Here is an 18,626-nt window from a genome sequence, read left to right as displayed (position 1 = left end):
ATGAGTTGGCGAGCCGAGGTCGACGCACAGAGCTGCGTGGCGTCCGGAATGTGTGCCGCGCTGGCACCGGAACTGTTCGTGCTCAACGATGAGCACGCTCGACCGGCGGACCCCGAGTTCCAGCCGGACGAGTTGGCCCTGGACGCCGCCGACTCCTGCCCGGGGACGGCGATCACCGTCCGGGACGGCGACGGCAGGCGGATCGGCCCGCGGGATTAGGCCGCCCGCGGGCCCGCGGCGCTAGTCGTTCGATGAGTCGCCGGCACCGGTATCACCGCCGGTACCCCCGGCGCCGGTACCGCCGCCGGTACCGCCGCCGGGGGTCTCGTGCTGGGGGTCCTGATATCTGGCGGGCAGTGGTCCCCCACGGTGGTCCCGATTCCATGCCGAGAGGGCCTGGCTGCCGACTATCGTGCGACGAGGAAGCCACCACACCAACGCCGCCATCAGCGCCGCTAGTGCGAGGAGGAGCAACGACCACGCGCGGGCATCGCCGACGAGCCAGCCCAGCACCGCGACCACCGGGACCGCCGCCAGTGCGATCCGGCTGGCTGTCCAGCGCCATCTGGCCGGTACCAGACCGGCTGCCACCAGCCGGCGTTCGAGCACGGTCAGCGCCCGACGTACCCGGTTGCTGCGACGTAACCCGCGCGGACCGATCCTGCCGTACACCGCGGTGTAAACGGCCTGTTCGAACGGCTCCTCTATGGGTGTCGACGAGTGCTGTGTCCGACGGATCCCGCCCCGGGGATGGGGCTCGATCAGCTCCTTCGCGTCCAAGGACGCCAGTGCGGCCCGCACGGCATGCTTGGCTCCGCCCCGGAGAAAGCCGACCTCGCTCGGCGACAGCTCGCTCCTGGTGGCAGTGCTCAACGGGAGCCCCCGCAGCAGTGCCGCCAGCAACAACAGTCCCAGTACGATCCATACGGCCGCGGCACCCGTCATCGCCATCGGGCCGTCACGACTCGAGTTCGGTGTCCATACTCAGCAGGTTGCCACCGGCATCGGTGAAGTGGAAGCGGTCGAGGTGGACGCGGTTCATCCGCTGCCGGTATTCAGCAGGATGGAGCAGGGGTTCGCACACCGTGCTCGGTGATCACCGCGGTGACCAGCCTGGCCGGGGTCAGGTCGAACGCCGGGTTGAACGCGGCCGCGCCCTCCGGAGCGACCGGCTCGCCGGCGAACCGGGTCACCTCCTCGGGCGACCGCTGCTCGATCTCGATCGCGGTGCCGTCGGGTAGCGATGTGTCGACCGTGGAGGTCGGGGCGACCACGAGGAACGGCACCTCGTGCGCGGCCGCGGCCAGCGCGAGCCCGTAGGTGCCGACCTTGTTGACCACGTCGCCGTTCGCCGCGATCCGGTCCGCGCCGACCAGCACGCAGTCGACCATGCCCTGCGCCATGGCCGTGGCCGCGGCGCCGTCGGGCAGCACCCGGTAGGCGATCCCGGCCTCGGCCAGTTCCCATGCGGTCAGCCGCGCGCCCTGTAGCAGCGGCCGGGTCTCGTCCACCAGCACCTCGCCGACCGCCTCCGCCTCGGCGAGGTGCCACACCACGCCGAGCGCGGTGCCCCAGGCGACGGTGGCGAGCCGGCCGCTGTTGCAGTGGGTGAGCAGTCCCAACGGTCGGCGCGGGCAGCGCCGCAGCACCTCCTCGGCCGCGTGTCCCGAGGCGAGCCGGTTGACCCGCTCGTCGGCGTCCAGCAGGTTCCGCGCCCTGGCCAGCACGGCATCGGCACCGTCGGGCAGCACCGCCAGTGCCTGGCGCACGCCCCAGCTCAGGTTGACCGCCGTCGGCCGCGCCCTGGCCAGCCGGTCGGCCGCGGCTCGCACCGACTCCTCGGTGGCGTCGGGCAGGCGGGCGGCGAGGGCGGTGCCGAGCGCGCCCGCCGCGCCCAACGCGGGTGCGCCGCGTACGGCGAGGCGTTGGATCGCCGCGACCAGCTCCTCCACCGTGCGCAGCCGTAGGATCCGGTGGGTGTGCGGGAGCGAGCACTGGTCCACGATGACGATCTCGCCGTTGTCCCAGTCGATAGTGCGCTGCACTGCGGGTCTCCTGATCGGTCGAGGGGTTATCCGGTTGACGCCTGCTGGCCTGCGGCGGTTGTATCGAGTCGTGCCCGTGACCCGACACAACCCCGTTGACCTGCACGCCACCTCCGGCTACCACCACGTGACCATCGTCGAGGGCCGGCGCCTGGTGCTGCTGGCCGGGCAGTGCCCGCTGGCTGCCGATGCCGACCCGGATTCCGCCACTGCTGTCACCGGACGGGGCGATCTGGACGTTCAGGTCGATCAGGTGGCCACCAATACGTCTATCGCCTTGGGTGCCGCCGGCGCCACCCCGGCGGACGTGATTCGCGCCGTGCTCTATGTCGCCAGCTCGGATCCGGCCGTGCTCGGCACCGCATGGGACCGGTTCCTGGCCTCGACGATCGGACCCGCGTTCCACTCGGCGGGAACCGTGGTCGGCGTGACCTGTCTCGGCTACCCGGGACAGCTGGTCGAACTGGACGTCACCGCCGCGGTCGAGGACTGATCACGCCCGGCGGGCGAAGGCTCGCTCGATCACCTCGGCCACCACCGCGGCCTGGGTGCCGTCGGGATCGAGGTCCGGGTCGAACACGGTCAGCTCGAACCCCGCGGCGCCGGGGAGGTCCAGCAACCCGCGCAGCAGCGTCACCAGTGTGTCCACGTCCAGCCCGCCGGGGTCGGGGCTGTCGACCGCGGACACGACCGAGGGGTCGAGCACGTCGATATCGACATGGATCCAGAACCCGTCGAGCTCGGGGTTGCCCAGCGTCTCGGACGCCAGCGCCAGTGCTTCCGCGGTCCCGGAGACCATGATCCGCTGGCTGGTGACGCCCCGGATGCCCGCGGCGGCCGTCTCCGCCGACTCCTCCTCGCGGGCACCGAGTAGCACCACATCGGAGTCGGCCACATACGGCCACAACCCGTCCAGGCCGGTCAGCTCCGGGGCGCCCCGCCCGGTGGCCAGCGCGAGGCACTCGCCCGCGGCCGCCGAGCCCGCCGTCGGCGCGATGCCGGGGTGTCGGAAGTCGTCGTGCCCGTCGAGGTAGGCCAGGCCGAAGCGGCCCTCGCGACGCAGGGCGAGTGCGGCACCGAGCACGATCGAGCAGTCGCCACCCAGCACCACGGGGAAACCCCGCTGCCGGCGAATGTGGTCGATCCGCGCGGCCAGTCGCCTGCTGTACTCGGCAATACCCTCGGCATTACGTACACCGTGGCCTTGTTGCCACGCCGTGTGGTAACGCGGTGGGGTCAGTACCCCTGCCTCGGTGGCGCCGAGCCGGTTCAGCAGGTCGTTGTCCCGCAGCGCCCCTGGCGCCTTGTAGCAGCCGGGAACCGTGCCCTCGACCGGCGGCCGCAGCCCCAGGTTCGACGGGGCGTCCAGCAACATCAGCTCGCGCCCCCCGATCATCGCGTCCCGCCGGCGGTCCCGGCCACGACCTGGGTCACCCCGGCATGGGTCTCGGTGATCTCGGTGAAGCCGCGGGCCCGTAACCGGTCCGCGATCTCCCCGCGGTCGAACATCCGCATCCCGGTGACGAAGCCGAACCCGTCGGTCAGTAACCGTGCGGGCAGCCACGGGGGCCGCGCGCTGGTGAAGATCGCCACCCGGCCGCCGGGGCGCAACGTCGCGGTGAACGAGTCCAGCGCGGCCTCGGGATCGGCGAAGATGTGCAGCGCCGCGAAGCAGCACACCGCGTCCAGCGCGGATGCTTGGAAGGGGAGCGCGGTGGCGTCGGCGCGGACGAATGCGACCGACTCCGGCAGGTTGTCCGCCGCGACAGCCTTGCCGAGCATCTGCCGCGAACCGTCCAGGCCGATGGCGAGGCCGTCGGTGCCGACGGCCTCGCCGAACGCGCGAGTGAATCGGCCGGTGCCGCAGGCCACGTCAAGCACCGTCTGCCCCGGCCGTAGCGCGAGCAGTTCGGTGGCCAGCGTGACCTCGCCCGCCATACTCGGTCCGCGGAACCCCTTCGCGGCGGCGCCGAACGCGGGACGCCAGTAGCGCTCGTACACCCTGGTGACCGCCTCGGTGCGCATCAACCGTTGCGCCAGCCCGGTCGGCGGCCCGGCCTGGGCGGCGCCGCCGAGCAGATCGACGATTCCGCTGTCCGGTTCGGGTTCGGCCACCGGCTCGGCCAGCAACTCCAGCAGTCGGGACCGGGCAGGAGAGTTCGTCGGCACCTTCTGCTCCTCTCGGTTCGTCGTGGCCAGTATGCGTCATGATCGCCCTCGGCGTCTGCGTCCCGCCGTGGTGGCGGGTGCGTGGAGTTCCCGTGGCAACCTCGGCCAGTGCAACGTGTGATCCTCGGCGAGTTGCTGGGCGAGTGCCCCCCACCGCCGCGCGGGCACCGCACCGGCCGGTTCGCCCGGCGAGATCCCGCAGGCCTGTAGTGCGCCCCGTGCCTTGTGCCCGCCGAGCGCCGTCGCGATCGCGGTGCGTGCCGGGCCGTACGGATCCCGGTAGGCGGCGCCGAGCAGGGCCCACAACGCGGTCTCGGCCCGGATGCCGAGACCGCGACCGCGGACCGCGAGCACGGCCGAGTCCACGGTGGGCATCGGTCGAAAGCACCGCGCGGGGACCCGCCGGACGAGTTCGAGCTCGAACCGGGCCGCCCACCATGCCTGTTCCCGGTTACGTGGCACGGCACGGGCCAACCGTTTGGCAAAGCCCCATTCCACGATCATCGCGGCGCGCCGCAGCGGAGTCGAACAGGGGTGCAGCAGCCGGCGCAACAGCATCGAGGACACCGCGTACGGGATACTCGCCACGACGACGAACTCCTTGCGCGGCAACAGAACCGTTCGCAGGTCATCGTTCACCACGCGGAGGTTGTGGTGGCCGTCGAGCCGGTTGCCGAGTTTGCGGGCGAACGTGGGATCGCGTTCGACGGCGATCACTTTCGCCCCGGTTCGGACCAGGGGAGCGGTGATGGCACCCGGCCCGGCGCCGAGATCCAGCACCAGATCGGCCGGCCCTACCGGGCACGAGTCGAGCAGGCTGTGCACGATATGGCGTGCGGTAAGAAAATGCACACCGGACGGATTCGGTGTGTGTGCAGAATGAGATGGACGCCCTGAGCTAGGCATGGTTCGGCTCCACGACATGAGTGAGGGAGCGCGCGGCGGAACGCGCGCACGGACGTCATGACGCAGCGGCCGAAGCCAGAAGGAATGAAAGGGACGGCCGACGCCGAACTCAGGAATGAAGCGGAGGCGTCAGCGGTCGAAAAGAATCAGTCAGCCGCTGCGTTCAGGCGAGCCGCAGCCGCAGCCGGGCGTACGCCACGCAGAAGCAGGACAACGTTCCCATGGCCTCACCGTAACACGGGACGCCAGTCACCGAGGGGGCACGTCGGGCAGGGGGAACGGGTTGTGGTGAGCTGCACACGTGGAGCAGACGGACGAGGACGGGATCTGGAAGCTGTTCGAAACGCAGCCGGGAACCTCGGTCTCCATCGTGGCGGTGACCGGTGCGGTCGCGTTGCTGCTGGTGCTGTCCGGTTCGCCGTGGCGACTGGCGCGCAATGTCGTGACCATCGTGCACGAGGCCGGGCATGCGCTGGTGGCGGTGCTGGCTGGCAGGCGGCTGCGTGGCATCCGATTGCATTCGGATACCTCCGGGGTGACGGTGTCGCGTGGCAAACCGAGCGGTCCCGGCATGGTGCTCACCACCCTGGCCGGTTATCCGGCGCCGGCCCTGCTCGGCGTGTTGTTCGCGGTGCTGCTGTCCTCCGGCTGGATGGCCGTCCTGCTCGGTATCGCGGCGGCGCTGCTGCTGGGCGTGCTGGTGATGGTGCGCAACGCCTACGGGGTGTTCGCGGTGATCGCCTCGGCTGCGGTGCTGGCCGGGGTCGCCCTGCTCGCGCCGCCCGCCGTGCAGGCCGCGTTCGTCTATGTGATGACCTGGTTCCTGCTGCTCGGCGGGGTGCGTCCGGTGATCGAGCTGCAACTCAAGCGCCGGCGGGGCGCCGCACGGGACTCCGATGCCGACCAGCTGGCGCGGCTGACCGGGGTGCCCGCGGTGCTGTGGGTACTGATCCTCGCGGTGCTCGCCGTCACCTGCCTGATCGTCGGCGGGAGCCTGCTGATCGAACCCGTCGCGCGCTGACCGGGCTGCACGGCCGCTTCGCCGTTGCGGCACACTGGGACGCCGTGCGAGACGGCTCGGAGCACAGGCAGCTGGAGAAGGGCACTCTGTGGTGAACGACGCGGTGAATGACGAGGTGGCCAAGGCGGTTGAGGAGTGCGCGCGTGCCGCGAAGGCGGCGGCGCCGTCCCTGGCCGCGGCGCGTGACCAGGCCATTGACGCTGCGCTGAACGGGATGGCCGAGCGGCTGCTGTCGGGCAGGGAGGCCGTGCTGGAGGCCAACGCCGCGGACATCGCGCGGGCCCGTGCCGAGGGAATGAGTACCGGGCTGCTCGACCGGCTGACCATCACCGAGCAGCGACTCACCGGGATGGCCGAGCAACTGCGGCTGCTCGCGGCCGCCCCGCACCCGGAACGCAGCATCCCGGTGTCCGAGCTGGACGGCGGGCTGCGGCTGGTCGAGCGCAGGCGCCCGGTCGGCGTGATCGGGGCGAACTACGAGGCGCGCCCGAATGTCACCGTGGACGTCGCGTCCCAGCTGGTGAAGTCGCGGAACGCGGGCGTGCTGCGTACTGGGTCGGCCGCGCTGGAGTCCGCGCGGAAACTGCTGGACGTGGTCGTCGCGCCCGCACTGGCCGAGGCCGGGATCGAGCCCGATGTGGTGCAGCTGGTGCCGCGGGTGGAGCGGGTGGCCGCCGCGGCGCTGGTGTGCCTGCCCGCCCTGGTGCCGCTGGTGATCCTGCGGGGCAGTGGGGACAGCACGAGGTCGTTGGCCACGGAGGCGGCGACCCACGGCGTCCGCACACTGGCCCACGCGGATGGTGGCGGGGTGCTGTACGTGGACGCGGCCGCGGATGCCGGCGCGGTGCGCTCGCTGGTGGGGGCCAGCCTGGACCGGCTGGGCGTGTGCAACCGGCTGAACCTGCTGCTGATCCACACCGAGGTCTACGACGAGATCTGGCCGGTGGTCTCCGAGGCGCTGGACGAGCGTGAGGTCCGGCCCTCGCTGCCCCCGCACGAGCACCCGATCGGCTACGAGTGGGCCTTGGATTCCGACCGCGAGGCGACCGTCACCGTGGCGCGGGTCGCCACCCTCACCGAGGCGGTCACCATCGCCAACGAGAACACCTCCGGCCTCGCCGCCGGGATCGCCACGGAGGACGCCGTGACCGCCGAGGCCTTTTTCGACGGCTACCAGGGCACCGGTGTGTTCTGGAACGCCCCCACCCGGCTGCTCGATGGTTTCAAGCTGCTTGGCGTCCCGGAGACCGGTATCAACCTGGACAAGGTCCCCGGGCCCCGCGGCCCGGTCACCTATACCGACCTGTACGTGCGCCAGTACGCCGTGCTCCCCGCCGATCGCTGACCGCGCGCGGTTCATTCCGCACCCCCTTGGCGGTGGAGGAGGTTGCGTCTGGGTCTTCGCTCGGGATCGAGGAAAGCTGGGGGCAGGAATTCGGGAAGTTCATTCCGCATTCGCACCTCCCATTCGGTATGATGAATTAGGTTGTGGTGGTACCGGCATAAGAGTGTGAGGTTGTGCAGGGCAGTTGGTCCCCCGTTAGCCCAATAAATCACATGGTGCGCGTCGCATTGTTTGGGCTTTTTCCGGCATCCCGGGAAAGCGCATCCGCGATCCCGCAGGATCAGCGCCCTGCGAATAGCCAGCGGTACCGTGCGGGTGCGTTGCCCGATGTCGAGGATTTCACCCTTGCTGCCCAGCACCGCGGGCACGACATAGGCGTCGCAGGCCATCCGCCGGATCTGCGCGGCCGAGTACGACTCCTGCCCATGCAGCAGCCCATACCCCGTGCCGTGCTTCAAGTCGTCCAGGGTGATCGACACCATGACGGTGAACGGTTCCCCCGCCTCGGTCGGCCCTTCCTCCGGACACCCCGCTGCCACGCGCAGTACGTCGGCGAACGCGTCTCCTTGTCGTTGGAACTTGTTGCGGCGGTCGGGTTCGTCTTTGGTGCTGGAGGGTTTGGCGCGGGGTTCGATCAGTCCGGTCAGCAATGCGGCGGTTTCGGCGTCCAGGTCGAAGCTGCCGCGGAGTCGTCCGCCGCGGGTTTCGCGCCAGTCCAGGTACCGTTCCGGCCGCGCCAGTTCCTCCTCGCTCGGCGGGTTCCCGTCCTGGTCCAGGCGGGCCACGATCTCCCGCCCCAACGCGGACACCGTGTGGGGTTCGTACTCCCGCGCCGCCTTGGTCAACAGGGCCTCGGCATGCTCGCGATCGGGCAGGCTGACCGGCTGCGGGAACCGGGTCACGGTGGCGCGGATGGTCTCGATATGTTCCGGCCCGATCGCGCCCTCGGCCGCGGCCGCACCCACTTCGGGCAGGTCCGGTTCCAGGGGTATCCCACCCGGGCCGTAGCGCCGGATCACCGCGCGGGCGTGGGCCACGCGTTGGCGGGCGTCGTAGGTGTTAACCCGCAGTATCTCCCGGGTCAGTACCGGCAGGTCGCGGTACCCCTTCTGACTCGCTGTGCCGCGGCCGTCGAGTTCGGCCAGAACCGCCAGCTCCCGGGTGTAAAGAACCCGCCGCTGCTGTTCGAGTTCGCCCAGCGCGGTCAGGAGTTCCTCCTCGCTCATGCGGGAGGTGTCGGTGCCGAAGGTCCTGGTCACAACCCCATGATACCGCCTAATCGACCACATGTTCGATACACGATCGGGTGAAAGGGTCGGCGCGCGGGTGGGGTCGAATGCCGGCGCGGATCAGCGGCGCTTGCGGCGGCGAGGTCGTGGGGTGGGCCGTGCCGGGCGGGCCGCTCCGGGTGCGTCCGGGGAGGCAGCCTTGTCCGAGGCCGCCGGCCGGGAAAGGCCGAGTAGTTCGGCGGTGAGCTGCTGGCTGCTGGCGAATCCCGCGGAGCCTTTCCGCGCCCTGCGTAGCGCGGAGGGGCGCAGCCGGTTGTAACCACGGACCGAAACCGGCCGCTTGCTGCGCAGCTCGTAGGCGGCGTTGCCGGTGAGGGCTTCGGTCATCGCCCGATCCACCAGGATCGTGCCGGGCCGGGCCAGCGAGGTCAGCCGGGCGGCGAGGTTGACCACCGAGCCGTAGACATCGCCGAAGCGGCTCAGTATCCGGCCGCTGGCCAGGCCGGCGCGGACCAGCGGCAGTTCGTCATCGGCGTTGGTCCGCTCGGTCAGCGAGAGCGCGATCTCGGCGCCGTCCGTGGGGGTGTCGGCGACGAACAGCACCTCGTCGCCGATCATCTTGACCACCCGGCCATGATGCTCGGCGATCACCTCGGCTGCCACCGCCTCGAACCGGTCCAGGATGTCGCTGAGCTCGGCCTCGTCGACCCGCCTGGTCAGCCGCGTGTAGCCGACCATATCGACGAACCCGACCACCTCCGTGCGGGTTTCCAGCTCCTCGCCGGGCGCGGCCAGCGCTCGGCCCGCGTAGGCGGCGAGGTGACGGCGCCACACGAAGGTTTGCACCCGCTCCAACTCGGGCAGCAGCTGGTCCACCAGCCGGGCGATCTGGCGTTCGTTGTTCCGAAGGTCCTCGTTCTCCAGAATCATGGTCCACAGCAGATCCACCTGCCATTCGGCCAGCCGGGACAGGTGCTGGCCAAGGGCGCGGGTCACCGACGCCTCCACGGCGGGGTCGATCAGGCCGGCCTCGATCAGCCCGTCGGCGATCCGCACGGCCTCCACGTCGGCATCGGTGAACACCACCTCGTCGTCCGGCACGGTGGCGAACCCCAGCGCGCGCCACAGCCTGCGGGAACGCTCCTCCGGCACCCCGGACTTCTCGGCCACCTGCAACCGCGTGTACTTGCGCCTGCCGCCGAGCAGGATTCGTTCCAGCCGTTGCTGAAGCTCGCCGGTGTCCGGTTCGGCGCCACGCTCGTCGGCCATGCGTTTATCAGGTGGTGTGCACGATCAGCACGTCCACGCCGGACTTCCGGGCGACCTCGGAGGGCACCGAGCCGAGGATGCGGCCGGCAAGGGTGTTCAGCCCCCGGTTCCCCACCACGAGCAGGTCGGCAGAGTGCTCCGTCACCACCTTGCTCAACGACTCCACCGGCTCGCCGACCACCGGCACCGTTTCGACCTTGGTGGCACCGGCCCGTGCGGCCCGGTCCCGCGCACTCTGCAGGGTGTCCTCAGCGGGCGCGGAACCGACCACCTGGTACGCCTCGTCGCGCAGGACGTCCTGCGCCTTCTCCACGTCCTGCTTGCTCGCTGGATAGTAGGCACAGGCGATGACCAGTGTCGCCCCGGAGTCGGCGGCTACACCGGCCGCCCGGTCCACGGCGTTGAACGACGAGTCGGAACCATCGGTACCGACGACCACAGTCTGATAGGCGGTCATCCGAATCCTCCAGCGTAGCTGCTCGAGCGGTGTGGAAAGGACATGCACGAGGTGCAGAGGCGACAGTAACGTCACCGCCACCCGCGCGCAGCCCTAACCTACTCGTGAGTTGTGTTCGGCTTGGGTTTCGGTTGCGCCTGTGACGTATTCGGCGACTCGCCGTTGGTGCGACTGCCCACGGTAACCGGATCGTTCCCCTGGGTATCCGGGTGTTCGGTCGCCTCGTCCCGTTCCTCGGGTAGCGGCTCCACGATCGGCCCCGCGTTGCCGAGTGCGGCATCGGCCTCGGCGAGCATCGACCGCGCGCTCTGTACCTGCTCGGCGATGGCGTTGCGCAGCTTGCGCAGCGCCTCCACCCGTTCCGTGGCGTGGTTGATCTTGCGGTTCGCCTCGTCGGTGGCCTCGCGGACCCGGCGGCGGGCCTCGTCGGCGGCCTCCGCGACCCGCGCGTTCGCCTCGCTGATCGAGTTCTGCTTGCGCTGGTTGGCGTCCGCGACCGACTCGCGCTGCCGCCGCTCGATGTCCGCCTTGGCGGCGGCCTCCTCCTCGGCGACCTTCGCCCGGATCGCTGCCGCCTCGTCGGTGGCCTCGCGAACCCGCCGCTCGGCCTCGGCCTTGCTGGTCGCCTCCTGCTCGGCGAGTACCCGCATGGCCTCGTTGCGCCGGGTGGCCATGGCGATCTCGAAGTCCTCTTCGACCTGGGTCCGGCGTTGCTCGGCCTCCTCGTCGAGCCGGTCCCGCTCGGTCTTGGCCTTGCTGGTGATCGATTCGGCCTCGGCCCGTGCGTCCTCGAGCACCTTGCGATGCTCGGCCTCCATCGCCTTGCGCCGGTCGGCGAGTTCGGTCAGCAGTTCCTCGTACCGGGCCCGCATCGCGCTGGCGTCGCTTTCCGCCTTCGCGCGGATATGCCCGGCCTCGGCCTCGGCTCGGGCCCGGGTGTCGGCGGCCTCGTCCTGTGCCAGCCGCAACATTCGCTGCAGCCGCTCGGACAAGCCCTCCAATGTGGTGGGTGGCTGCGCGAGGCGTTCGACCTGTCCACGCAGGTCGTCGATCTCCCCGCGCGCCGCCTCGAGTTGCCGGGCCAGGTCACCCGCCTGGGAGATGGCGGCGTCCCGGTCTTGGGCGAGCATCTTCAGGTCGCCGTCCAACCGCTCCAGATGCTCGTCCACCTGAACTTTGTCGTAGCCGCGCTTCGCGAGATCGAAGCCGGCTCCCAGCGGTACGAGCTCCCGTTCTTCGCCAAGGCTCATGGGCCCAGCCTAGCCGTAACCGCCCCCGGCTTTGTGGCACACGTCCGGTACCGAGTTGTTTTACCGCAATCACACGCCCCGGAAGGTGTTGATCCGGTCCAGGTGCTTCGCACGCAGCTCGTGATCGCGCACGCCGAGGCCTTCCTCGGGAGACAGGCAGAGCACGCCGACCTTGCCCTGGTGCGCGTTGCGGTGGACGTCCAACGCGGCCTGGCCGGTCTCCTCCAGCGGGTAGGCCTTGGACAACGTCGGATGGATCCGACCCTTGGCGATGAGCCGGTTGGCCTCCCAGGACTCCCGGTAGTTCGCGAAATGCGAACCGATGATCCGTTTCAGGTTCATCCACAGATAGCGGTTGTCGAACTGGTGCAGATACCCGGAGGTGGACGCGCAGCTGACGATCGTCCCGCCCTTGCGGGCCGCATACACCGAGGCGCCGAAGGTCTCCCTTCCTGGATGCTCGAAGACGATGTCCGGATCCTCACCGCCGGTGAGCTCCCTGATCTTGGCACCGAACCGTTGCCATTCCTTGGGGTCCTGGGTGTGCTCGTCCTTCCAGAACCGGTAGCCCTCGGCGTCGCGGTCGATGATCAGCTCCGCGCCCAGCTTCCGGCAGAGCTCGGCCTTCTCCTCGCTGGAGACCACACATACCGGGATCGCGCCCCCGGCCAGCGCGAACTGCGTGGCGTAGGAGCCCAGCCCGCCGGATGCGCCCCAGATCAGCACCACATCGCCCTGCTTCATATCCGCGCCGTTGCGGGAGACCAGTTGCCGGTAGGCGGTCGAGTTCACCAGCCCGGGGCAGGCCGCCTCCTCCCAGGTCAGGTGCGCGGGCTTGGGCATCAACTGGTTCGCCTTGACCAGGGACACCTCGGCGAGCCCGCCGAAGTTCGTCTCGAACCCCCAGATCCGCTGCTCGGAGTCGAGCATCGTGTCGTTGTGCCCCTCCGGGCCCTCCAGCTCCACGTTGAGGCAGTGCGCGACCACCTCGTCACCCGGTTGCCACTTGTGCACGCCGGGTCCGGTACGCAGCACCACGCCGGCCAGGTCCGAGCCGACCACGTGGTACGGCAGGTCGTGCCGGGCGGCCAGCGGCGAGAGCCTGCCGTAGCGCTTCAGGAACTTGAAGGTCGGTATCGGCTCGAAGATCGAGGTCCACACGGTGTTGTAGTTGATCGCGCTGGCCATCACGGCGACCAGCGCCTCACCGGGGCCGAGTTCGGGGGTGGGCACCTCGTCCACGTGCAGCGACTTGCGCGGGTCCTTGTCCCTGCTGGCCATCCCGTCGAACATCTCGACCTCGTCGGCGTGCACGGTGACCCCGCGATAACCGGCGGGCAGCTCGAGCGAGCCGATCGCGTCGAGCTGGTCGGTCAGGATGGCTTGCCGGATCTCACTCAAAGCGTGCTGCGACATCGGGACCTCCGAGGGAAGGGTGGCGGCTCGCGGACTCAAATTACTGGCGAGTAACGAGCGGCACAACTCCGCGAGCGAATCTCACATTTCGGCTTCGCCCCGTGTTTGACCGGCCGGCCAATCAAGGTGAATAATGCAGGTGGAACCGCGAAACGCGCGGCTCACGGAGTGACTCCCTCGGAGGTGATCACGATGGCCGAGACTTCGGCACGTCCATGGACGCGGCCCTATGACTGGGCCGAGGTGGTGTTCGGCGTGGTGGCGGTGCTGACCCCGCTGTGGATGGAGACCAACACCGCCGCGATGTGGACGCTGATCGTCCTTGGCGCGCTGGTGGCTCTGGACGGCCTCGCATCACTGGCGATGCCCGGGATGGTGTACGGCGAAGGTATCCAGATCGTCCTCGGCGTCCTACTCTTCGTCTCGCCGTGGGTGATGGGCTACGCGGAGATGGCCGGAGCCGCATGGACGTCCTGGATCATCGGTGTGCTGACCGTCGTGGCGGGCGCCGTCGCGCTGCCGATGGCCAACGCGGCGCACAGCCGTACCGCGGGCCAGCACTGAGGTGATCTGGTACTGAGTTCGACAGAGTCGGGCCCACGACGGTTATCGTTGTGGGCCCGAACGTACGAGAAGGGGAAGCCGGTGGCGAGGTCGAAGGGGTCGAAGGAGGACCCGTCGGCACGGGAGCGCATCCTGGTCGCCGCCGAGGAGTTGTTCGCCAGGTCCGGCTTCGAGGCGACGCCCACCTCCCGGATAGCCGAGCGTGCCGGGGTACCCAAGGGGTTGGTTCACTACTACTTCCGCCGCAAGTCGGACCTGCTGACGGCACTGGTCGAGCGGTTGCCGGACGAGCGGATCGAGCCGGCCAGGGTCGTGGTGCCCGGTGATATCGCGGAGAGCCTGCGCAGGCTGGTCGACGAGTTGGACCGCAGGTTGTCCGCCTCCAGGATGCTGTCCCACCTGCTGTGGCGGGAGGCCGACACCCATCGCGCGGTGCGGGACGCGCTGCAGGCGCGGTTCACGGTGCTGGTGCACCAGGTGCGTTCGGTGATCACGGCGGCCGGCGCCGGTGGTATCGCACTCGCCGACGTGGAGAGCGCCTCCGGGCTGCTGGCCCGCGCGGTGAGCTACCGGCACTCGGTGGCCAGACACGGTGCGGACGACGAGCCGGATCCGATGGAACGAGAACTCGCCTTCATCGCCGCCGCGCTGTCCGGGCGCGGTAAGGCGCGCGGGGAGGCACCCGCTTAGTGTTCCGCCGCCGGTTCGACCAGCTCGACGAGCACCCCACCGGCGTCCTTCGGATGCACGAAGTTCACCCTGCTGTTCGCCGTGCCGCGCCGCGGCTCGTCATACAGCAGGCGCATGCCTTTCTCCCGCAGCGCCGCGCTGGCCCCTTCCAGGTCGGTAACCCGGTAGGCGAGCTGCTGCAGTCCGGGCCCCCTGGTGTCCAGGAACTTCGCGATCGTCGATTCCGGGCGCAACGGGGCGAGCAACTGCACCGCGGGGCCGCCGGTGTCGCCGGGGGCGTGCAGCATCGCCTCGCGGACGCCCTGCTCCTCGTTCACCTCCGTGTGCGTGGCCTCCAGGCCGAAGGTGCTGGCATAGAAGTCGATCGCGGCGTCGAGATCAGCGACGGCCACACCGACGTGGTCGATGGTGGTGACGAACGACTGCCAGTTGTTACTCATGTCGAGCAGGGTAAGCGGTTCAGCACGCTGCGCGCCCCGTGCGCCCCCTCACAGTGCTCGATTCAGTGCTCGGTACCGAGCGGTATCGTTTCCCGAGTTGGTCCCGCAACGAGGCTTGGAGGCTGTCGTGTCCGGTTCCGTGCTCCTTGGCGCCGCCCGTACCCCGATCGGTCGGTTGCTCGGTTCGCTCAAGGACTTCTCCGGTGCCCAGCTCGGCGGCTTCGCCATCAAGGCGGCGCTGGAGCGGGCGGGAGTCTCCCCGGACGCGGTGCAGTACACGATCATGGGCCAGGTGCTCACCGCGGGCGCCGGGCAGATCCCGGCCCGGCAGGCAGCCGTCGCCGCGGGCGTCCCGATGGATGTCCCCGCCCTGACGGTGAACAAGGTCTGCCTTTCCGGCCTCGACGCGATCGCCCTCGCCGACCAGCTCATCCGGGCCGGCGAGTTCGACCTGGTGGTCGCGGGCGGCCAGGAGTCGATGACCCAAGCGCCGCACCTGCTGCCGAAGTCCCGTTCCGGTTTCAAGTACGGCGACACCACGCTGGTCGACCACATGGCCCACGACGGCCTGTTCTGCGCCTTCGATCAGGTGGCCATGGGCGCGTCCACGGAGAAGTACAACAGCCGTTACGGGCTCACCCGTGCCGAGCAGGACGAGTTCGCCGCCCGTTCCCACCAGCGGGCGTCCGCGGCGATCGAGTCCGGCCGGTTCGCCGAGGAGATCGTCGAGGTGGAGATTCCGCAGCGGAAGAAGGACCCGCTGGTGTTCGGCACGGACGAGGGGGTGCGTGGGGACACCACCGCCGAGGGGCTCGGCGCGCTGCGTCCCGCGTTCGCCGCCGACGGCACCATCACCGCGGGCTCGGCCTCGCAGATCTCCGACGGTGCCGCCGCCGTGGTGGTGGCCAGCAAGGCCAAGGCCGAGGAACTGGGGATCGCCCCGCTGGCCGAGATCGGCGCGCACGGGGTGGTCGCCGGGCCGGACGCCAGCCTGCACGAGCAGCCGGCGAACGCGGTCAAGGCCGCGCTGGCGAAGGCGAAGCTGGACGCGAGCGCGCTGGATCTGGTGGAGATCAACGAGGCGTTCGCCGCGGTCGGCCTGGTCTCCACCCGGGAGCTCGGCGTCGACCCGGAGCAGGTCAACGTGAACGGCGGCGCGATCGCCCTCGGTCACCCGATCGGCGCCTCCGGGGCCAGGCTCGCGGTGCACCTCGCCTACGAGCTGCGCAGGCGTGGCGGTGGCCTGGGCGCGGCGGCCCTGTGCGGTGGCGGTGGTCAGGGTGACGCGCTGCTGATCAGCGTGCCGAAGAACTGACCCCGTGGCGGTTCCGCTCGACGTCGAGGGGCTGGTCGGCCAGGCCCTGCAACACAGCCCGCGGGCCGTCGCCAAGCTGATCTCGCTGGTCGAGCACGCCCACCCGCAACTACGCGAGGTCGCGCGGGCCCTGGTGCCGCACACCGGGCGCGCGCAGCTGGTCGGGCTCACCGGGCCGCCCGGCGTCGGCAAGTCCACGGCGACCTCGATGCTGATCTCCGAGCTGCGGGCGCAGGACAAGCGGGTTGGCGTGCTCGCGATCGACCCCTCCTCGCCGTTCTCCGGGGGCGCCCTGCTCGGCGACCGCGTCCGGATGGCCGAGCATGCCACCGACAGCGGCGTGTTCATCCGCTCGATGGCCACCCGCGGGCACCTCGGCGGGCTGTCCTGGGCGACGCCGCAGGCGGTGCGCGTGCTGGACGCGGCGGGATTCGACGTCGTGCTGATCGAGACCGTCGGTGTCGGGCAGTCCGAAGTGGATGTCGTGCGGCTGGCCGACACCACGGTGGTGCTGCTCGCCCCCGGTATGGGCGATGGCATCCAGGCGGCCAAGGCGGGCGTGCTGGAGATCGCCGACGTGTTCGTGGTGAACAAGGCCGACCGCGACGGCGCCGACGCCACGGTGCGCGAGCTGAAGCAGATGATCGCGATGAGCAGGCGCGAGCTGCGCGGGCACTACTGGCGCCAGCCGGTCGTACGCACGGTCGCCGCGCGGGGCGAGGGCGCCGCGGAGGTGGCCGGCGTGCTGGCCGAGCACCGCGGCTGGCTGGACTCGCACGGTGAACTGTACCGGCGGCGCGCCACCAGAGCCGGCGGCGAGATCGAGGCGATCGCGCTACACGACCTGCGCGCCGAGCTGGGCGACCTGCACGGCGGCGACCTCCTCGCCGAGTTGGCCGACCAGGTGGTCCGCGGCAGCCTCGACCCGTACGCCGCCGCCGACCGGCTCACCCGTAGCCTGCGCGGATGAACCCCCAGCTCACCCGGCGTGTTTGCCGCCCACGTCCGCGTGTTTGCCCGCCACGCGCGTGAGTTGGCCGTCTGCGTAGGCGAGTTTGCCGTTCCCGCACGCCACTCAGCCGTACACCTCGGCCAGCGTGCCGAGCAGGGCATCCAACGTGGGCCCGAAGGCGTGCTCGGCAGGTGCCGCGTAGCCGAGGATGAGTCCCTGCGGATGGTCGCCGGTGCGCATCCAGTTCCAGCCCAGCGTCTCCAGCGCCAGCTCGTGCCTGCCGGCCGCCGCGCGTACCCGTTCCTCGGTCGGGCCGCCTTCGGGCAACATCAGCACCAGATGCAGCCCGGCGGGAATGCCGGTGGGCCGCAGGTATCCGGGAACGGCCCCGAGGAGGCGGTCGCGGCGTGCGCGGTAGCTCGCCCGCAGCCGCCGCACGTGCTGGTCGTAGCCCCCGGACTCGAGCAGGTCGGCGAGAATCAGCTGGTCCAGCGCCGAGGGGCGCCAGCCGGTGGCCGTCATTGCCGCGCGTACCGGTTCGACCAGCGCCCGTGGGAGGACGAGCCAGGCGATTCGCAACCCGGGCGCCAGCGTCTTGCTCGCCGTACCGGCGTAGACGATCCGTTCCGGTGCCAGGGCTTGCACCGCCCCCACCGGTTGCCGGTCGAGCCGGAACTCGCCGTCGTAGTCGTCCTCGATCACCAGCCCGCCGGCGGTCGTCGCCCACCGGGCGAGCTCGGCCCGCCGCCGCGGCGCGAGGGTCACGCCGAGTGGGTACTGATGTGCCGGCGTCACGACCACCGCGGGGGAGTCCAGTTCGGACACCCGGACGCCGGCGCCGTCCACCCCGACCCCGGTCACCACGGCACCGGCGTTCGCCGCCACCGTGCGGAAGATCGGTAGTGAGGGATCCTCGAACGCCAGCTCCGGCTCGCCACGTTCGCGCAGCACGGTGGCGAGCAGCCAGATCGCGTGCGAGTGACCCGCGCAGACCACGATCCGGTCCGGGTCGGCCAGCACGCCCCTGCTCCGCGCGAGGTACCGGGCCAGCGCGGTGCGCAGCTCGTACTGGCCATGTTCCTCGACGTAACCCAGCGCGCTCGCCGGGGCCCTCCGCAGCACCCGCCGGGTGGCGGAGGCCCAGAGCGAGCGCGGGAACGCCGAGAGATCGGGCCGCCCCGGCAGCAGGCTCCATCGTGCGGGCGGGTCGGTTCCGGAGCGGCGCGGTGGCGAGCTCGGCCGCTCCCCGGTGGTGGCAACCCTTGTCGGCGCGCCCTGGCTGCTGCGCAGGTACCCCTCGGCCACGAGTTGCTCGTACACCCGCGTCACCGTGCCGCGCGCCACGCCGAGATCGCGGGCCAGCGCCCTGGTGGACGGCAGCGCCTCGCCGTGCCGCAACCTGCCGCCCTGGATGGCCGAGCGCAGCGCCGCCGTCAGCCCCTCCCTCCCGGAGCCCGGCGACCAGTCCAGATGCAGGTCCTTGCCCGGTGACGAGGAGTCGGTCATAGCTCGGCACCCTAGCCGAACTGGCCCACCAGTTTGGTGATCAACTGGACTA

Annotated in this window: 20 protein-coding genes; 8 read left to right on the top strand and 12 right to left on the bottom strand. The window is 70.4% G+C overall.

Going from position 1 to position 18,626, the window contains the following annotated elements; translation table 11 throughout:
* Complete coding sequence (locus tag FB471_RS33295; RefSeq protein ID WP_142003777.1) at nucleotides 1–219, top strand: ferredoxin; 219 nt, start codon at nucleotides 1–3, stop codon at nucleotides 217–219.
* Between the two features lie 21 nt (nucleotides 220–240).
* Here FB471_RS33295 and FB471_RS33290 read toward each other — a convergent pair whose 3' ends face one another.
* Nucleotides 241–951: a TIGR04222 domain-containing membrane protein gene (locus FB471_RS33290; RefSeq protein WP_142003776.1), complete on the bottom strand. Its 711-nt coding sequence runs from the start codon at nucleotides 949–951 to the stop codon at nucleotides 241–243.
* Between the two features lie 104 nt (nucleotides 952–1,055).
* Entirely contained in the window at nucleotides 1,056–2,045 is a 990-nt protein-coding gene (mtnA, locus tag FB471_RS33285) for an S-methyl-5-thioribose-1-phosphate isomerase (RefSeq protein WP_142003775.1), read from the bottom strand.
* A gap of 76 nt (nucleotides 2,046–2,121) precedes the next feature.
* On the opposite strand from mtnA, the gene FB471_RS33280 reads away from it, so the two are divergent.
* Complete coding sequence (locus FB471_RS33280; protein ID WP_246076845.1) at nucleotides 2,122–2,538, top strand: RidA family protein; 417 nt, start codon at nucleotides 2,122–2,124, stop codon at nucleotides 2,536–2,538.
* Here the strand turns inward: FB471_RS33280 and FB471_RS33275 are convergent, their stop codons facing one another.
* From FB471_RS33275 to FB471_RS33265, 3 genes are read right to left on the bottom strand one after another with little or no spacing between them, the layout of a single operon-like run.
* Nucleotides 2,539–3,441, bottom strand: coding sequence for an arginase family protein (locus FB471_RS33275; protein ID WP_142003773.1), 903 nt, complete (start codon nucleotides 3,439–3,441; stop codon nucleotides 2,539–2,541).
* A complete protein-coding gene (locus tag FB471_RS33270) occupies nucleotides 3,438–4,214 on the bottom strand; it encodes a class I SAM-dependent methyltransferase (protein ID WP_142003772.1) in 777 nt (258 codons plus the stop codon). The genes FB471_RS33275 and FB471_RS33270 overlap by 4 nt, the downstream gene beginning before the upstream one ends.
* A gap of 36 nt (nucleotides 4,215–4,250) precedes the next feature.
* Complete coding sequence (locus tag FB471_RS33265; protein ID WP_246076844.1) at nucleotides 4,251–5,066, bottom strand: 23S rRNA (adenine(2058)-N(6))-methyltransferase Erm(C); 816 nt, start codon at nucleotides 5,064–5,066, stop codon at nucleotides 4,251–4,253.
* 379 nt (nucleotides 5,067–5,445) lie between these two features.
* On the opposite strand from FB471_RS33265, the gene FB471_RS33260 reads away from it, so the two are divergent.
* A complete protein-coding gene (locus tag FB471_RS33260) occupies nucleotides 5,446–6,141 on the top strand; it encodes a M50 family metallopeptidase (RefSeq protein WP_425457139.1) in 696 nt (231 codons plus the stop codon).
* A 103-nt stretch (nucleotides 6,142–6,244) separates the two neighbouring features.
* Nucleotides 6,245–7,486, top strand: a complete 1,242-nt coding sequence (locus FB471_RS33255; RefSeq protein WP_142003984.1) for an aldehyde dehydrogenase family protein — start codon at nucleotides 6,245–6,247, stop codon at nucleotides 7,484–7,486.
* Nucleotides 7,487–7,497: 11 nt separating this feature from the next.
* On the opposite strand, the gene FB471_RS33250 is transcribed toward FB471_RS33255, so the two are convergent.
* The 5 genes from FB471_RS33250 to ccrA all read right to left on the bottom strand — a co-directional run bounded on the left by FB471_RS33250 (nucleotide 7,498) and on the right by ccrA (nucleotide 13,107).
* Nucleotides 7,498–8,745 (bottom strand): HNH endonuclease signature motif containing protein, encoded by a 1,248-nt coding sequence (locus FB471_RS33250; RefSeq protein WP_170221081.1) that lies wholly within the window; start codon nucleotides 8,743–8,745, stop codon nucleotides 7,498–7,500.
* 90 nt (nucleotides 8,746–8,835) lie between these two features.
* On the bottom strand, nucleotides 8,836–9,984 hold the full coding sequence (locus FB471_RS33245; protein ID WP_142003768.1) for an adenylate/guanylate cyclase domain-containing protein: 1,149 nt from the start codon (nucleotides 9,982–9,984) through the stop codon (nucleotides 8,836–8,838).
* A 7-nt stretch (nucleotides 9,985–9,991) separates the two neighbouring features.
* Complete coding sequence (locus tag FB471_RS33240; protein ID WP_142003767.1) at nucleotides 9,992–10,441, bottom strand: universal stress protein; 450 nt, start codon at nucleotides 10,439–10,441, stop codon at nucleotides 9,992–9,994.
* A gap of 98 nt (nucleotides 10,442–10,539) precedes the next feature.
* A complete protein-coding gene (locus tag FB471_RS33235; protein WP_246076843.1) occupies nucleotides 10,540–11,691 on the bottom strand; it encodes a coiled-coil domain-containing protein in 1,152 nt (383 codons plus the stop codon).
* Between the two features lie 69 nt (nucleotides 11,692–11,760).
* The gene (ccrA, locus tag FB471_RS33230) at nucleotides 11,761–13,107 is read right to left on the bottom strand and encodes a crotonyl-CoA carboxylase/reductase (protein ID WP_142003766.1); all 1,347 of its coding nucleotides are present in this window, start codon (nucleotides 13,105–13,107) and stop codon (nucleotides 11,761–11,763) included.
* Between the two features lie 192 nt (nucleotides 13,108–13,299).
* Between ccrA and FB471_RS33225 the strand changes: the two genes are divergently transcribed.
* Together FB471_RS33225 and FB471_RS33220 are read left to right on the top strand one after the other, a co-directional pair.
* Nucleotides 13,300–13,671 carry an SPW repeat protein gene (locus tag FB471_RS33225; RefSeq protein WP_142003765.1) on the top strand — a complete coding sequence of 124 codons (372 nt, stop codon included), beginning with the start codon at nucleotides 13,300–13,302 and terminating at the stop codon, nucleotides 13,669–13,671.
* 81 nt (nucleotides 13,672–13,752) lie between these two features.
* Nucleotides 13,753–14,361, top strand: coding sequence for a TetR/AcrR family transcriptional regulator (locus FB471_RS33220; RefSeq protein WP_142003764.1), 609 nt, complete (start codon nucleotides 13,753–13,755; stop codon nucleotides 14,359–14,361).
* Here FB471_RS33220 and mce read toward each other — a convergent pair.
* Complete coding sequence (gene mce / locus FB471_RS33215; RefSeq protein ID WP_142003763.1) at nucleotides 14,358–14,801, bottom strand: methylmalonyl-CoA epimerase; 444 nt, start codon at nucleotides 14,799–14,801, stop codon at nucleotides 14,358–14,360. The two genes, FB471_RS33220 and mce, sit on opposite strands and share 4 nt — an antisense overlap.
* 127 nt (nucleotides 14,802–14,928) lie before the next feature.
* Here mce and FB471_RS33210 point away from each other — a divergent pair, with 127 nt between their 5' ends.
* Nucleotides 14,929–16,116, top strand: a complete 1,188-nt coding sequence (locus FB471_RS33210) for an acetyl-CoA C-acetyltransferase (protein WP_142003762.1) — start codon at nucleotides 14,929–14,931, stop codon at nucleotides 16,114–16,116.
* A gap of 4 nt (nucleotides 16,117–16,120) precedes the next feature.
* Nucleotides 16,121–17,086 carry a methylmalonyl Co-A mutase-associated GTPase MeaB gene (meaB, locus tag FB471_RS33205; protein WP_142003761.1) on the top strand — a complete coding sequence of 322 codons (966 nt, stop codon included), beginning with the start codon at nucleotides 16,121–16,123 and terminating at the stop codon, nucleotides 17,084–17,086.
* Nucleotides 17,087–17,191: 105 nt separating this feature from the next.
* Here the strand turns inward: meaB and pdxR are convergent, their stop codons facing one another.
* Nucleotides 17,192–18,574 carry a MocR-like pyridoxine biosynthesis transcription factor PdxR gene (gene pdxR, locus FB471_RS33200; protein ID WP_142003760.1) on the bottom strand — a complete coding sequence of 461 codons (1,383 nt, stop codon included), beginning with the start codon at nucleotides 18,572–18,574 and terminating at the stop codon, nucleotides 17,192–17,194.
* Between the last annotated feature and the right edge of the window lie 52 nt (nucleotides 18,575–18,626).

It is taken from the genome of Amycolatopsis cihanbeyliensis (assembly GCF_006715045.1).
Taxonomy (GTDB): domain Bacteria; phylum Actinomycetota; class Actinomycetes; order Mycobacteriales; family Pseudonocardiaceae; genus Amycolatopsis; species Amycolatopsis cihanbeyliensis.
Note: the sequence above shows the minus strand (reverse complement) of the source record. Positions and strands in the feature narration are given on the sequence as shown.